Origin of the sequence: Rothia koreensis, assembly GCF_004136575.1 — a bacterium.
Taxonomy (GTDB): domain Bacteria; phylum Actinomycetota; class Actinomycetes; order Actinomycetales; family Micrococcaceae; genus Rothia; species Rothia koreensis.
Genome location: NZ_NOIQ01000005.1, coordinates 47,916 through 61,398 on the forward strand (window position 1 = coordinate 47,916; position 13,483 = coordinate 61,398).

The following is a 13,483-nucleotide window of genomic DNA, read 5'->3' on the forward strand; positions in this document are numbered from 1 at the left end:
GGGTTCCTCCTGATTGTCAGTGAGTTGTGGGGACGCGGGGGCCAACGCCCGCATTCTGCAGGGCCCAGCCCGGCCAGGCCTGCCAGGTGACCGCGGGGTCGCGCCGGGCCGGAATGCGGCGACGTCGTGCGGCCCAGAGGACGAGGACCGCATAGAGCCCTTCGACCACCAGGGTCACGATGGCGTCCGAAGGACCGGTTGCGACGGCGCCGAACGGGTCGGCGAGCCCGAAGAGACCCAGCAGGACAGTGGTCACGTTGTTGCCGACGTGCAGGCCGATCGAGGCTTCCAGCCCGCCCGTGGCGATGCAGAGCACGCCTGCGATCACCGCCAGGATCCCGACGCTGATCAGCCCCCACAGGCCGTACCCGTGGCTCAGGACGAAGAACGGCGCCGGAAGGAGGACAGCCCAGAGGGGATGCTTGAGCCACCGGCCGACCGTTTGCATGAGGAATCCTCGGAACACCATCTCTTCCGCGGCGCACTGAATCGGCACCACAATCAGGATGATCAGGAGAATCCACACGCCGGTTCGGGGGTCGAAGCTCGGCGTCGGCGTCTCCTCGCCCGTGGCCGCCGACAGCAGGACCGTGAGCCCCTGGACGATCACGAAGAGGACGAATCCGATGGTGAGACAGGTTGCCAGCCAGGTCCATCTCAGCCTCCCGGCGACCGAGAAGAGCAGACCCAGCGGCCGGGGCCCCATGATGAGTCGCCCCAGAATCACGCACGGGGCCATGAGGGCAATGCTCAAGAACATGATCAGGAAAGTGAAGGGGCTCGAAAACATCCCTTCCGGATAACCATTGGGGCCGATGGTCACCGGCGCGGATCCGGTCAGCAGCGGTGCCACGAGCATCGGTATGGAGACAAGGATGGCCAGCACGAGATAAACAGGGCCGGAAATGCAGAATTCGACCAGCGGCTTCCACCACCGATGAAAGGGATCCGCTTTCCACAAACGGTGGTACGGCAACGGTTCCACGGGGACATCGTTGAATTTGGGGGCTCCGGCTGCTTGGTAGGCGCGAGCCGCTTCTTCCGTGCCGTCACCGCGCCCCGACCCTGCTTCCCGGGCCGCTGGGGGCCATCCGGGCTGCGAGGCCGGGGTCGGCTGTTCTCCGGATGCCCACGGGGGCGTTGAGGACTTCGGGGAGATGGGGTCTTCCATGCCCTCCACTCTATGGGGTGGCCGCCTGTGGTTCCCACGATGCGCGATCTTCGGAAGCGAATCCCAGGATTTCGGTTGGGTCCGCACCGGCGACGACGTCGTCATACGACTGAACAATGCGCCACCTGACGCGGACAAAATTCTGAGAAAGTTTTGAGCATTCATGCCACACTTGAATCGTTAATCACATTTCTTTCCAAAGGAATCCTCCTATGTCACTACGGTTCAATCCCCCACCGCATTGGCCGCCCCCGCCCGAGGGATGGAGGCCGGACCCCGGGTGGCGCCCCGATCCCAGCTGGGGTCCCGCACCCCAAGGATGGCCCTTCTGGGTCGACGACAACGGCAACCCCGTTCCCTCCGATCACCCCGACGACCCCTCGTTCATCCCGCCGGAACCCGAAGCGGACGGTTCATCCCCCAAGGACCAGGGGCAGAGCGGATTCGGCGACCGCACCCAGGGCTCCCAGCATCCCCCGGAGGACCAATCCTCGCAGGAAGGTTCGGACAGAGCCCAGCAGCCCACGGCGGGAGCCTCGCCCCATGGCACGTCCGGCGGTTGGAACGGCGGCTGGAACGGTGGCCAGGGCGGGCCGGGCCAGGGCGGCAGCACCCAGTGGAGCGGCTATCCCGGCGGCCAGGCACCGCGAAAAAAGAACTTCTTCACGACGACCGCAGGCATCCTGTCGATCATCGGCGCGATCCTGCTGGTCCTGATCGTCGCCCTGGTTCTCGTTCTGGCCGGGATCATCGGAAAGTCCGGGGACCCGGAGGAATCACAGACGGCGTCGTCGTACGCCACGGAGTCCAGCACCGCCAGTGGCTCGCCCCAAGCCTCCGGGACGGGTTCCGCACCCTCGGGCTCGCGCCCGGATCAGGCCAATATTCCCGGGAATGACGCCGAACCTGTCGAGACGCTCTCCGGCGAGGGCGATCAGAGAGTCAAGACGGACAAGCTCAAGGACGGCCACGTCTACTACGCCGAATATTGGTTCGAGGGCGAGTCCAACTTCGCCATCTGGGGAATGGACGACAAGGGCGAGGACTCGGGCCTGTACGCCAATGACATCGACACCTCGGCCGGATCGAGCTGGATCGATCTGGACGGCCTCTACGGCAACCCCAAGGGATTCCACATGGACGCGACCGAAGGTTCCTGGGAGGTCAAGCTGTACGACAAGAATGCCATCCAGTCGGAAGGGGACAAGCCCCTCGAAAGCAACGGGACCGTTGCTTACGTCTATCAGGGCCCGAAGAAGGACGCGACCTTCGAGAACCTGGGTCACGAATCCTTCGAGATCGAGGCCTACGACCTGAAGGGCAACCGGACCTTTCACGAGAACGTCTCCGAGGGGCAGAAAAAGGATGTTTCCTTCCCCGACGCGACCAAGGATGACGACAACATCCTCGTCCAAGTGAGGACGACGCACGTCGAGGAAAAGTGGAAGATGTCCTACCGCTGATTCGCTCCCGCTCGGCATCAACGACGCACCCCGACGGTCGCCCCGCACTTCGCGCGGGGCGGCCGTCGGTCTGTGGACAACCCGTTCTCACGGCTGTCCCGTCGTCTACGATGAAACAAGCAATGGCGGCGAGATGACAGGAGCACAGATGCTGAATCGGCAGGCCCGTCGGATACACCCCACGGGCTGCTCCGCCCTCCTGGTCGATTGCGACGGAATCGAAGACGTTCTCTCCCTGCACACGGCTCTCTCCGAAGATCCCTTGCGGGGCCAGCTCGAACTCATTCCCGCGGCATCGACTCTGCTGGTGCGGTTCCGTTGCCCTCTCTCGCCGGCGGAACAACGGGCGTACGTGCGCCACCTGTCGAGCATGCCCGGGAAAGAAGGACTCACGGTCGGAGCGAGCGTGGTCGAGATCCCGGTGGAGTACAGCGGGGAGGACCTGGACGACGTCGCCCGGCTCGTGGGTGCCTCCGTGGAGGAAGTCGTGCGCCGCCACAGCGAAACCACCTGGAGGGCCGCGTTCTCCGGTTTCTCCCCGGGATTCGCCTACCTCGTCGCCGCCGAGGGTGAGGCTCCGCCGACCGTCCCCAGACGCAGCAGCCCGCGGACCAGGGTTCCGGCGGGCTCGGTCGGCCTGGCCGGTGAATTCTCCGCGGTGTACCCGAGCGCGTCGCCCGGCGGCTGGCAGCTGATCGGAACCACCGATGCTGGCGTGTGGGACCTCGAACGAGAAGTGCCGGCCCTGATCACGCCCGGCACGACCGTTCGGTTCTGCCCGCGTCGGGAGTCTGTGACGGTCCGGGACAAGGCTGATGCGTCACGGGACATCGTCCCCGGCAAGGACCACCACTCGACCGAGAATCGGACAGCCGTCCCGGACGAGGAAAAGGACGGCGCGAGCGACGCCCTGCGCATCGACAGTCCCGGGCTCGCGACTTTGGTCCAGGACCGGGGCCGTCAGGGACACACGGGCTGGGGAGTGAGCCCCTCGGGTTGGGCCGACCCCGCGGCCGCCGAATCGGCCAACCGATTGGTCGGCAACGACCTCTCGGAGGCAGTACTCGAGAACACGGCCGGGCAGTTGTCAGTCACCGCGCTCCGTGACGTCGTGCTGGCTGTCACCGGTGCCGAAGGTGACCTGAGGATCCGCGATTCGGACGCCGCCGTCCGTGTGCCCGGAAACCGCCCCTTCGCTCTTCTCGCCGGGCAAAGGCTCACCATCGGCTCACCGGACCGGGGGTTGAGGTTCTATCTTGCCGTGCGCGGTGGAATCAGGACCCCGCCCGTTCTGGGAAGTTCTGCGACGGACACGCTGGCTTCTCTCGGTCCGAAACCGCTGGCCAAGAACGACGTCGTCCGTTGTGGTCACCAGCCACGCCGCTCCGTCGACTCGCCGGCGTCCGGCGTTGGCCTGCCACTGGGACGGGAGGTCACGGACATCCGAATATCGCCCGGCCCACGGCTCGACTGGTTCACTTCCGCATCGGTGCGCAAGCTGGCGGAAACGACGTGGAACGTCACGGAGGCCAGCAACAGGGTCGGTGCCCGGCTCGCACGATGGTCACCGGACCCGGAAACGGGCGAGCTGCCTTCTCCCCTTGAACGTACCGCCGAGGCCGAGGGCCGCGAACTGCCCAGTGAGGGCATCGTGGAGGGGGCCGTCCAGGTTCCACCGTCCGGCAATCCAGTGATCTTCATGGCGGACCATCCCGTGACCGGCGGCTATCCCGTGATCGGAATCGTGGAGCCGGACCACCTCCGCCTCTTGGCACAAGCGCCTCCCGGCTCGCTGATCCGACTCGTCCTCGATGCTTCCTAACTCATGCCCATCACACACACCGGAGAAAACACCATGCGCAAAGTCATGATCGCGAATCGGTCCGAGATCGCAGTCCGCGTGCTGCACGCCTGCGCCGAGCGGGGCATCGGAACCGTCGCCGTGTACGCGGATTCGGACGCCGAGTCCCCACACGTTCACCTCGCCGACGAGGCCTACGCCCTCGAAGGGGATTCCCCTGCAGAGACGTACCTCAACATCGACAAGCTCATCGACATCGCGCAGCGTTCCGGGGCAACCGACGTCCACCCGGGGTACGGCTTTCTGGCCGAGTCGGCGGACTTTGCACGAGCCGTCGCCGGCGCCGGCCTCACCTGGATCGGGCCCTCCCCCGAAACCATCGAGGCACTGGGAGACAAGATCCGCGCCCGGGAGATCGCCACGTCCGCCGGAGCACCCCTCGCTCCCGGAACCGATGGCCCACTGGCCGATGCTCACGAGGCCCGAGCCTTCGCGGAAGAGCACGGCTTGCCCATCATCATCAAGGCCGCTCACGGCGGCGGCGGCAGGGGCATGCGCGTGGTCAAGGACATCGCCGACGTCGAGTCCGCCTTCGAATCAGCCGCCCGCGAGGCCCAGGGCGCCTTCGGTCGCAGCGAATGCTTCGTGGAGCGCTTCCTGGAAAAGCCACGTCACGTGGAGGCCCAGGTGGTAGCTGACTCGCACGGCGGCGTCGTGGTGGTGGGCACCCGGGACTGCTCCCTCCAGCGCCGGAACCAGAAGCTCGTGGAGGAGGCCCCGGCCCCCTTCCTGAGCGATGAGCAGAGAACGGAGATCGAACGGGCTTCTGCCGCGATCTTCCGGGAGGCCGGATACGTCAATGCCGGGACCGTCGAGTTCCTGGTGGCTTCCGACGGTCTGATTTCGTTCCTCGAGGTCAACACGCGGATCCAGGTCGAGCACCCGGTCACGGAGGAAACCTACGGAGTGGACCTGGTGGGTTTGCAGCTCGATGTCGCCGCGGGCGGACGCCTGCCTTTCGAGGAAGCACCGCGTGCGCAACGGCACTCCCTCGAGTTCCGCATCAACGCGGAGGATCCCGGTCGTGGGTTCCTCCCGGCGGGCGGAACGATCTCGGGCATCACCGTTCCCACCGGACCGGGCATCAGGTGGGACGCGGGGGTCGTGGCAGGGTCCACGGTTGCCGGTGACTTCGATTCCTTGCTGGGCAAGCTCATCGTCACCGGGGCAACCCGCGATGCGGCGCTCGCTCGAGCGCGACGCGCGCTGGCCGAATTGACGGTCTCCGGGGTTTCTACGACGCTCCCCTTCCACCGCGCGGTCCTCGACCAGGAGGACTTCACGAATTCCCCGTTCGCGATCTACACGACCTGGATCGAGGAGGTCCTGACGCCGAGCCTGGAACCCGACGGTGGGTACGCGGCACCCCGGTACGCGGACAACACGTTGTTCGGAGACCAGGACACGGGGTCCCGCGGCTCGGTCACGGCAGGGGTAGAGGTCGACGGCAGATTGACCAGAGTCAGGTTCCCCGCCGACGCCTTGTCCGCCCTGGGCCGCGGTCTGGCCGAAGGGCTCGGAGGGGTGCGGTTCTCCCCCGACGACGCCGCACAGGGCGCTTCCTCGAGCGGCACCGACGCCTCGGAGGTCGAGGTCAGCGCGTCCTTGAACGGTTCATTGGTCAGGTGGGAGGTCGAGGACGGAGAAACCGTCGACGAGGGTCAGACCCTCGCGACGTTGGAAGCGATGAAGACCGAGATGCCGCTGGAGTCACCGGCCGCGGGCGTCTTCCGCCGGGGGTCCATCACACCGGGCGAGAAAATCGCCGCCGGGACCGTGATGGGCGTGGTCGGCAACGCCGGATAGGCCACCACGCGCGCCGAGGCGGTCGCATTGATGCGGCCGCGTCGACGCGGCCGCGGTGGCGCGGGCTGGTCCGGCGAGCTGACCTGCCCTACCCGTTCCACAGGGTCGAGAGCTTCCCGACCGCCCCCGCGCCGAGGTAGAGGGTCAGCAGCCACACGAGGACGCCGGCCGAGGACAACCACTTGGGATACTTGTAACCACCCAACAGGTCACGCCGGAAGATGGCGACCACCAGAATCACCGTGAACCCGAGCGGAAGGATCAGTCCGTTGATCGTTCCGGCGATGACCAGCAAGGTTCCCGGAGCCTTCCCCAGGGTCATGAACACGAGGGTCGACAGCACGATCATGCCGACCGTCAGAGCATTGCGGATCCAGGTCTTGGTCTCCCGAGTGGTCATGAACGAAACCGAGGTGTAGGCGGCCCCGATGACGCTCGAGATCGAGGCGGCCCACAGGATCACGCCGAACAAGCGCAGACCGATGTCTCCGGCGGCGTGCTGGAACGCCTCGGCGGCGAGGTTCGAGCTCGTCAGCGCGACGCCTCCGGCCACGACACCCAGGATGGCCAGGAACAGGAGGTAGCGCATCACACCGGTCACGATGATCGAGGTGATGGACGCGTTGGATATGGAACGGACGTCGTCGGGCCCGGAGACACCCGCGTCGATCATTCGGTGCGCGCCCGCATACGTGATGTAGCCGCCCACGGTTCCCCCGATCAGGGTCGTGATCACGGCGACATCGACGGTGTCAGGCAGTACGGTCTGGCGGAGCGCATCACCAATGGGCGGGCCGGAGACAACGGCCACGTACCCGGTAATCAGGATCATGACGACGCCGAGGACCACCACGATCTTGTCGAGAGCGACCCCGGCCTTCTTGGACAGGAAGACCAGGACCGCAAGCACCGCGGTCAGGATCCCGCCCCACGTGGAATCGAGCCCGGTCATCGCATTGATGCCCAGGCCGCCGCCCGCGACGTTGCCGACGTTGAACACGAACCCGCCGAAGACCACGAAGATCCCCAACAGCACACCCACTCCGGGCAGGAGTCTGTTCCCGAGTTCGCCGGCCCGAAGACCGCTCACGCCGATCACGCGCCACACATTCAGCTGGACCGCTATGTCCACGATGATCGACAGGAAGATCGCGAACGCGAAGGCGGCCCCCATCTTCACGGTGAAGGTCGCGGTCTGGGTGATGAATCCCGGGCCGATGGCCGAGGTGGCCATGAGGAACAGGGCGCCCAGAAGGATGGAGCGCTTGGACTCCGGCTTGGGCAACCGACTCTTGGTGACGACGTCGCCGACGGCCGTTTCGGCATTCTCCGGATCGTGGCTGCCCGAATCGTCTGCCCACGGCATGTCCTGGGCATTCCCGGAACGATTGTTGTTGGTCATGTGAGCCTCTCGAGGGGGCGGTCGTGCTGGACCGGGATAGGCCAGCGACGAAATCGTACCAAAGAGTTCAGTGGCCGCCAGCACATACCTCCATGAGCCGCACCATCAGCGATCCCGGGCGGTCAGGACTCGCCGGACCGTCCAGCACGGCGCACCGCCCGACGATACGTCCGTGCGGCCCGCGCGGCGTCGATGATGAGCAGGAGAATCGCGACCCACACGATGGCGAAACCGAACCATTGGCCCGTGGTCATCTCCTCCCCCAGCAACAGGTACCCGGCCAGGAACTGCATGACCGGGTTGAAGTACTGGACCATCCCCACGTAGGACAACGGGAGCCGGGACGCGGCACCGGCGAAGGTCAGCAGCGGCACCAGGGTCATCACGCCGGTGCCCACGAGCAGGGTCGTGCGCAGGGCGCCGATATGACCGAAGGCAAGCCCTCCGCCCACGGTTTGGACCAGGACCAGCGCGACGACGGCCGGAATGAACAACCACGCGGTCTCGAAGGTCAACCCGGTGAGGGAGTCGACGCGACCACCCACGTTCTTCTTGACGAGCCCGTAGAGCGCAAAGCTGCCCGCGATCGCCAGGGACATCCAGGGCAGCGCGCCGTACTCCACGCTCAGTACCACGATGGCGACAAGGCTGACACCCACCGCCGCCCACTGGAGGCGACGAAGCTTTTCGTGCAGCACGAAGACCCCGAGGACGATCGTCGCAACGGGGTTGATGAAGTATCCGAGCGAAGCTTCCAGAACGTGCCCGGTCGTCGTCGCGATGATGTAGACCAGCCAGTTAATGGACACGATCCCGCCGGCCAGACCGAGCGTGAAGTTGACCCGTTTGTTCCGGAACACGGCCGCGACCTTGCCCCAGGAGCGCGTCACGGTCACCAGGAGGACGCACAGGATCAGCGAGAAGAAGATGCGCCATCCAAGGATCTCGAATGCCCCGGTCGGTTTGATCGCCGCGAAGTAGAGAGGCAGAAATCCCCAGAGCCCATAGGAGACGAACGCGAGGATGAATCCGGTCTTCAGGTTGTTGGTCGCCTTGGGTGCGTCCGCTTCGTCCGAGACGATGACTTCGGGCAGCGCTCCGGTGATCGTGGCGGGTTCGTTGCTCGACGCCGTGGAGTCAAGGGCGTCGCCGCCCGGGAGGCCTTCGGAAGTGGGCCGGTTCCCGGACGGTTCGTGCGGTGGGGTCAATGCGAGGTCCTTCCCAGGGTGTGTCGGAGTGCTGGCTCCAGGTGATCGAATCGGAACGTGTACCCGCGGTTCTCCAGGGCCCGGGGGACCAAGGCGGCCGAACTCAGCGCGAGTTCGCGAGCGCCCTGCTTCCCGAGAAGCAGGCCGGGGGCCTGCTTGGGCGTGGGCACCGCGCTCGGACGGTGCAGAATCGACGCGAGGGTCTTCGCGAATTCCTTCTGCCGCACCGGGTGGGGTGCCGCCGCGTTGACCGGACCGCTCATCCCAGGGTCGACGACGGCGAAGGCGTAAATCTGCGCGAGATCCTCGAGGCTGATCCAGGGCTGCCACTGGTCGCCACCACCGAGCGGCCCTCCCGCGCCCGCGAAATACAGCGGCAGCTGCGCGGCCAGAAGACCACCCGACGAGCTGAGAACAAGTCCCGTCCGGACCAGAACCACGCGAGCGCCGAAGTCCTCGGCCTTCAGAGCTGCGGCTTCCCACTGGGTGCAGACGTCGGCAAGGAAATCTTCGCCGGGACCGTCGTTCTCGGTGACGACGTCGGCGTCGTGCCCGTAGTATCCGCTGGCCGATGCGTTGACCAGGGTCCGGGGCCCGCCGTCGTCGGCCACCTCGCGCATCGCGGCGACGATCGTTTCGGTGCTGTTGAGGCGGGATTCCAGCACCGCGCGACGATGTTTGTCCGTGAAGGGTCCGGCGATTCCCGCGCCGGCAAGATTGATCACGGCGTCGACGCCGACGAGTGCTTGGGGGTCCAGCCTGTGCTGGTCCGGGTCCCAGGCGATCTCGTCGGGCCCGATGGTTCCGCTGAATCCTTTGCGCCGCCTGAGGTGCAGGACCCGGTGGCCGGCCGCACGCAAGAGCGCGGAGACCTGGGTCCCCACCATCCCGGAGGCTCCCGCAACGGCCACGGTCAGTGTCCCGGTCGCGGCCCCTGCCCGGATCCGGATGTCCTCCAGGAAGGACGCGAAGTCGAGGTCCGCCTGCGTCTGGTCGGTCCGGAAGGCGAAGACTCGGTCGAGTTCCTTCTCGAAAGCGGTCGCGCCGAAGGAGATCTTCCGGTCCAGCCCACCCGGCAACTCGTAGGTGACCGTGTCGGAGACAATCGTGCTGCCCGGGTCACCGTCAACGAACTCGTGGTGGTGGGTCCAGGACTTCAACGGGCCCTTCTTCATTTCGTCGGTGAAGCTCCGGCCGGGCGCGTACTGGGTATGTTCCGCCGTCCAGCGGGTTCCCGGCCTGATGGGGACGCTGCCCGGAAGGAGCCCTTCGGCCCACTGCAGCCCCATGAGCAGTTGCGTCTCCGAGCCGACGTCGAGCCCGTTGGTCGGCTCCTGGACGACCTTGGTGTTCCAGGGCGGGCTCAGCCGGACGACGGCGCCGGGGCTCGCGTACCACTCGGTGACGGCCGAACGTGGGTGGGTGATGTCGGCGGTGTTCCGAAACGTGCTCATAGGTCGTCTCTCACTTTCTCCCAGGGTTCGATGCCGCCCGGGACGGTCGTGAACAGGGGATGGATTTCGAGTCGTGCGTTTCTCAGGTCGGCTTCGAGCCGCGAGACCAGTTTCGGCGCACGCAGGCGCAGTTTGAAGGTCAGCAGTTCCGCCTCGTAGTCGAGCTGCCCCTGGCGGACGGGGATCAGGGGGACGGTCCGGGTGTCCGCCGTGGCCTGGGCCCTTTCGGGAGCCGAGGCCGCACGAGGCCGCGCGGGGGCGGCGTCCTCCCCCACGGCCGCGGTCGCCGGGGCCGGAGACGAAGCGTTGTCGGGAACGTCGATCCAGTCCGGCCCCGGCTCGGTCAGCTCGGCCTCCCCGGCCAGGAGGGGCCCCCGGATGATCTTCTCGACGTCGAACGTGTACCCACGCGCCGTGGCTTCCCGATGGATACCGCGGAGGAAAGCGGACATCGCCGCCCGTGGCTCGTCCGTGTCCCTGAACCGGACCAACTGCGGGTGCTGACGGTACCCGTGGGTCGCCCCCGCGAGAACCTTCTGCGCCAGCAGGGCCTCACGCCAGGCGGCAACGAGCCCTTTGGCGTCCAGGTAGGACGGATGAAGGGACCAAAGCCTCACAAAGACCTCCTGTTGTGGTTCGCAGGCCGGGGCCTCGCTGCCCCGCGCGCCGTCTGCCCCACGTTACTCGCTCAGCTCCTCGTCGTGACCCCATTCGGGCCCGGTCTCACGCGTCCCGGAATTCTCGTTCGATGCGCTCGAGGGACTTGTCCTTGGTTTCCGGAACCTTGAGGCGGACCCAAGCGAGAGCCAGGATCTGCAGGATCACGAAGACCGTGATGGTCATGCCGAATCCCCACGCCGCGGAGAGCAGGGGGAAGAACAGCGCAACCAGGAAGTTCACGGCCCACTGGACGCCGGTGCTGATTCCCATGGCCACTCCTCGCACGGTGAGGGGGAAGATCTCCGACATGTAGAGCCAGGTCATCGTGCCGATCGCGCACTGGGAGATTCCCACGAAGACGACGATCGATACCAGGACGATCCACCGTTTGGCCACTACGTCATCGCTCATGAACTCGGAGGTCGCGGCCAGCACGGAGAGCATCACGATGGTTCCGGTCAGGCCCGTGCTGAGCATGAGTTTGCGCCGGACCCGGGTCATGATCGCGAGCGCGACGCCGACGCCGACGACGCCCGCGAGGCCGATCAGCAGGTTCACCACGAACGCCGTGTTGCCGGTGAATCCTGCGTCGGAAAGGATCGTGACGCCGTAGTACTGGACCACGTTGATGCCTGAGATCTGATTGATGATCGCCATACCGATGCCGATCACCAGGATCCGCCGAATCCAGGGGGTTCGCACGACGTCGGATACGGTGCCCTGGGCCGCCTGCTCGTCTCGTTCGGCCAGTTCCCTGACCTCGCCGAGCTCGTCGGAGGTGAACGTGTGCTCCCGGACTTTCCGGAGGACCTCGAGCATCTCGTCGATTCTCCCGCCCCTGGCCAGCCAGCGGGGTGATTCCGGGACCACCGTCATTCCGGCCCACAGGACGATGGCGGGGAGGATGCAGATCGCGAGCATCCAGCGCCAGGTGCTGGCCTGCTCGGCGTCGGCCACACCGGCGATCCCGGCGTTGAAAGCGAAGGCCAGGAGCTGGCCGAAGACCACCATGAACTCGTTCTGGGAGATGATTCTGCCGCGCAGGTGGGTCGGCGCGAGTTCCGCCAGGTACACGGGAACGGTCACCGATGCCCCGCCGACGGCCAGCCCCAGGACCACACGAAAGAGGGAAAGGACCCACCAGTACGGCGCGAGGACCGATCCGACGGCACCGACCGTGAACAGGGCGGCGACCAGGACGACCGTGCGGTGCCGTCCGTGTCGGTCCGAGAAACGGCCCCCGAAGACCGCACCGAAGACGGCTCCGAACTGGAGGGCCGAGGTCACGAAGCCTTCGTACTTCTCGTCCACCGAGAAGTCCGCGGCCATGGACGGAAGCGCGCCGTTGATGACCCCGGTGTCGTAACCGAACAGGAGGCCGCCCACCGTGAGTACCATCGCGGCCAGGCGCATGGGTCCGGTCATCTTCTTCTCGACCGGTGCCGCGCCGCAAGGTCCGTTTCTTCGTGTCGATACCGGGCGGGAAGACATGACGGCAGGGCCTCCTGGGGCAGGGTGCGTGGGTGACTTCTTATGTCTACTCCAAGGCAGTATGTTCGGCCTCATACGCCGAGTCACAGTGTGGACATGTCCTGGTCAGAGCCGGTGCGGGATACGCTCCGGCCACGCGTCGACCCGGCGTGCTACGATCAAATCCTATTGTCCTTACAAAGGACACAGTCGGGAACCAACGACGGAGCTAGACCATGACAGCATCTATCGACGTGACGATCGACCGCTCGTCGCCCGTGCCGCTGTACCACCAGCTGGTCCACGGCATCGAAACAGCCATCGCGGAAGGTGATCTTCCGCCCGGGACGATGCTCGACAACGAGCTCTCCCTGGCCAAGGGCCTCCACCTCTCCCGCCCCACGGTGCGCAAGGCGATGGATGAGCTCGTTAGATCAGGTCTGCTCGTTCGCAAACGCGGCGTGGGGACCCAGGTGGTCGCCTCGGAGATCCGTCGCTCCGTCGGGCTGACCTCACTGTACGAGGACCTGAACGATGACCACGCCCAGCCCACGACCAAGGTCCTCGAATTCGAGGAGACCCAGGCGCCGGACGACGTCGCGGCCCGGCTCAACCTGAAGCCCGGCTCGACCGTGTACTACTTCAAGCGCGTCCGCAGCCGCGCGGGAGCCCCCTTGGCGATCATGGAGAACTGGGTTCCGCTCGAGATCGCCGAGCTGACTCGGGAAGGCCTCGAGAGCCGCGGCCTCTACACGCTCCTGCGGCAGCAAGGCATCAATTTCAGGCTGGCCCAGCAGAAAATCGGCGCGGCCGTCGCCACGAACGACCAGGCCCAGTTGCTCAAGACGAGCCCCGGCTCCGCGCTGGTGACCATGTCTCGCACCGCGACGGACGATATCGGCCGTCGAGCGGAAACAGGGCGGCACGTGTATCGCGCCGATTCCTACTCCTTCGAAATGACGCTCTCGGCCTGACCGCAGATTCCACC

Annotated in this window: 10 protein-coding genes; 4 read left to right on the plus strand and 6 right to left on the minus strand. The window is 66.1% G+C overall.

The features are described from left to right. Window positions 1-16: 16 nt before the first annotated feature. Window positions 17-1,171: a CPBP family intramembrane glutamic endopeptidase gene (locus EWU68_RS06195; protein ID WP_162421466.1), complete on the minus strand. Its 1,155-nt coding sequence runs from the start codon at window positions 1,169-1,171 to the stop codon at window positions 17-19. A 212-nt stretch (window positions 1,172-1,383) separates the two neighbouring features. Between EWU68_RS06195 and EWU68_RS06200 the strand changes: the two genes are divergently transcribed. The 3 genes from EWU68_RS06200 to EWU68_RS06210 all read left to right on the plus strand — a co-directional run bounded on the left by EWU68_RS06200 (window position 1,384) and on the right by EWU68_RS06210 (window position 6,301). After that, window positions 1,384-2,634, plus strand: a complete 1,251-nt coding sequence (locus EWU68_RS06200) for a hypothetical protein (protein WP_129315255.1) — start codon at window positions 1,384-1,386, stop codon at window positions 2,632-2,634. Between the two features lie 133 nt (window positions 2,635-2,767). Beyond that, window positions 2,768-4,456 (plus strand): 5-oxoprolinase subunit B/C family protein, encoded by a 1,689-nt coding sequence (locus EWU68_RS06205; RefSeq protein WP_170288133.1) that lies wholly within the window; start codon window positions 2,768-2,770, stop codon window positions 4,454-4,456. Window positions 4,457-4,459: 3 nt separating this feature from the next. Beyond that, window positions 4,460-6,301 carry an acetyl/propionyl/methylcrotonyl-CoA carboxylase subunit alpha gene (locus EWU68_RS06210; protein WP_338049676.1) on the plus strand — a complete coding sequence of 614 codons (1,842 nt, stop codon included), beginning with the start codon at window positions 4,460-4,462 and terminating at the stop codon, window positions 6,299-6,301. A gap of 88 nt (window positions 6,302-6,389) precedes the next feature. Here the strand turns inward: EWU68_RS06210 and EWU68_RS06215 are convergent, their stop codons facing one another. The 5 genes from EWU68_RS06215 to EWU68_RS06235 form a co-directional block, all read right to left on the minus strand. Next, window positions 6,390-7,703 (minus strand): NRAMP family divalent metal transporter, encoded by a 1,314-nt coding sequence (locus EWU68_RS06215; RefSeq protein ID WP_238692348.1) that lies wholly within the window; start codon window positions 7,701-7,703, stop codon window positions 6,390-6,392. Window positions 7,704-7,825: 122 nt separating this feature from the next. Beyond that, on the minus strand, window positions 7,826-8,911 hold the full coding sequence (gene rarD / locus EWU68_RS06220) for an EamA family transporter RarD (protein ID WP_238692349.1): 1,086 nt from the start codon (window positions 8,909-8,911) through the stop codon (window positions 7,826-7,828). Then, on the minus strand, window positions 8,908-10,365 hold the full coding sequence (locus EWU68_RS06225) for a TIGR01777 family oxidoreductase (RefSeq protein ID WP_129315257.1): 1,458 nt from the start codon (window positions 10,363-10,365) through the stop codon (window positions 8,908-8,910). Before EWU68_RS06225 ends, rarD begins: the two co-directional genes overlap by 4 nt. After that, the gene (locus tag EWU68_RS13115; RefSeq protein WP_156265504.1) at window positions 10,362-10,982 is read right to left on the minus strand and encodes a pyrimidine dimer DNA glycosylase/endonuclease V; all 621 of its coding nucleotides are present in this window, start codon (window positions 10,980-10,982) and stop codon (window positions 10,362-10,364) included. The genes EWU68_RS06225 and EWU68_RS13115 overlap by 4 nt, the downstream gene beginning before the upstream one ends. Window positions 10,983-11,088: 106 nt before the next feature. Next, window positions 11,089-12,450, minus strand: coding sequence for a sugar porter family MFS transporter (locus tag EWU68_RS06235; protein WP_129315258.1), 1,362 nt, complete (start codon window positions 12,448-12,450; stop codon window positions 11,089-11,091). A gap of 281 nt (window positions 12,451-12,731) precedes the next feature. Here EWU68_RS06235 and EWU68_RS06240 point away from each other — a divergent pair, with 281 nt between their 5' ends. Next, the gene (locus tag EWU68_RS06240; RefSeq protein ID WP_129315259.1) at window positions 12,732-13,469 is read left to right on the plus strand and encodes a GntR family transcriptional regulator; all 738 of its coding nucleotides are present in this window, start codon (window positions 12,732-12,734) and stop codon (window positions 13,467-13,469) included. Window positions 13,470-13,483: the final 14 nt, after the last annotated feature.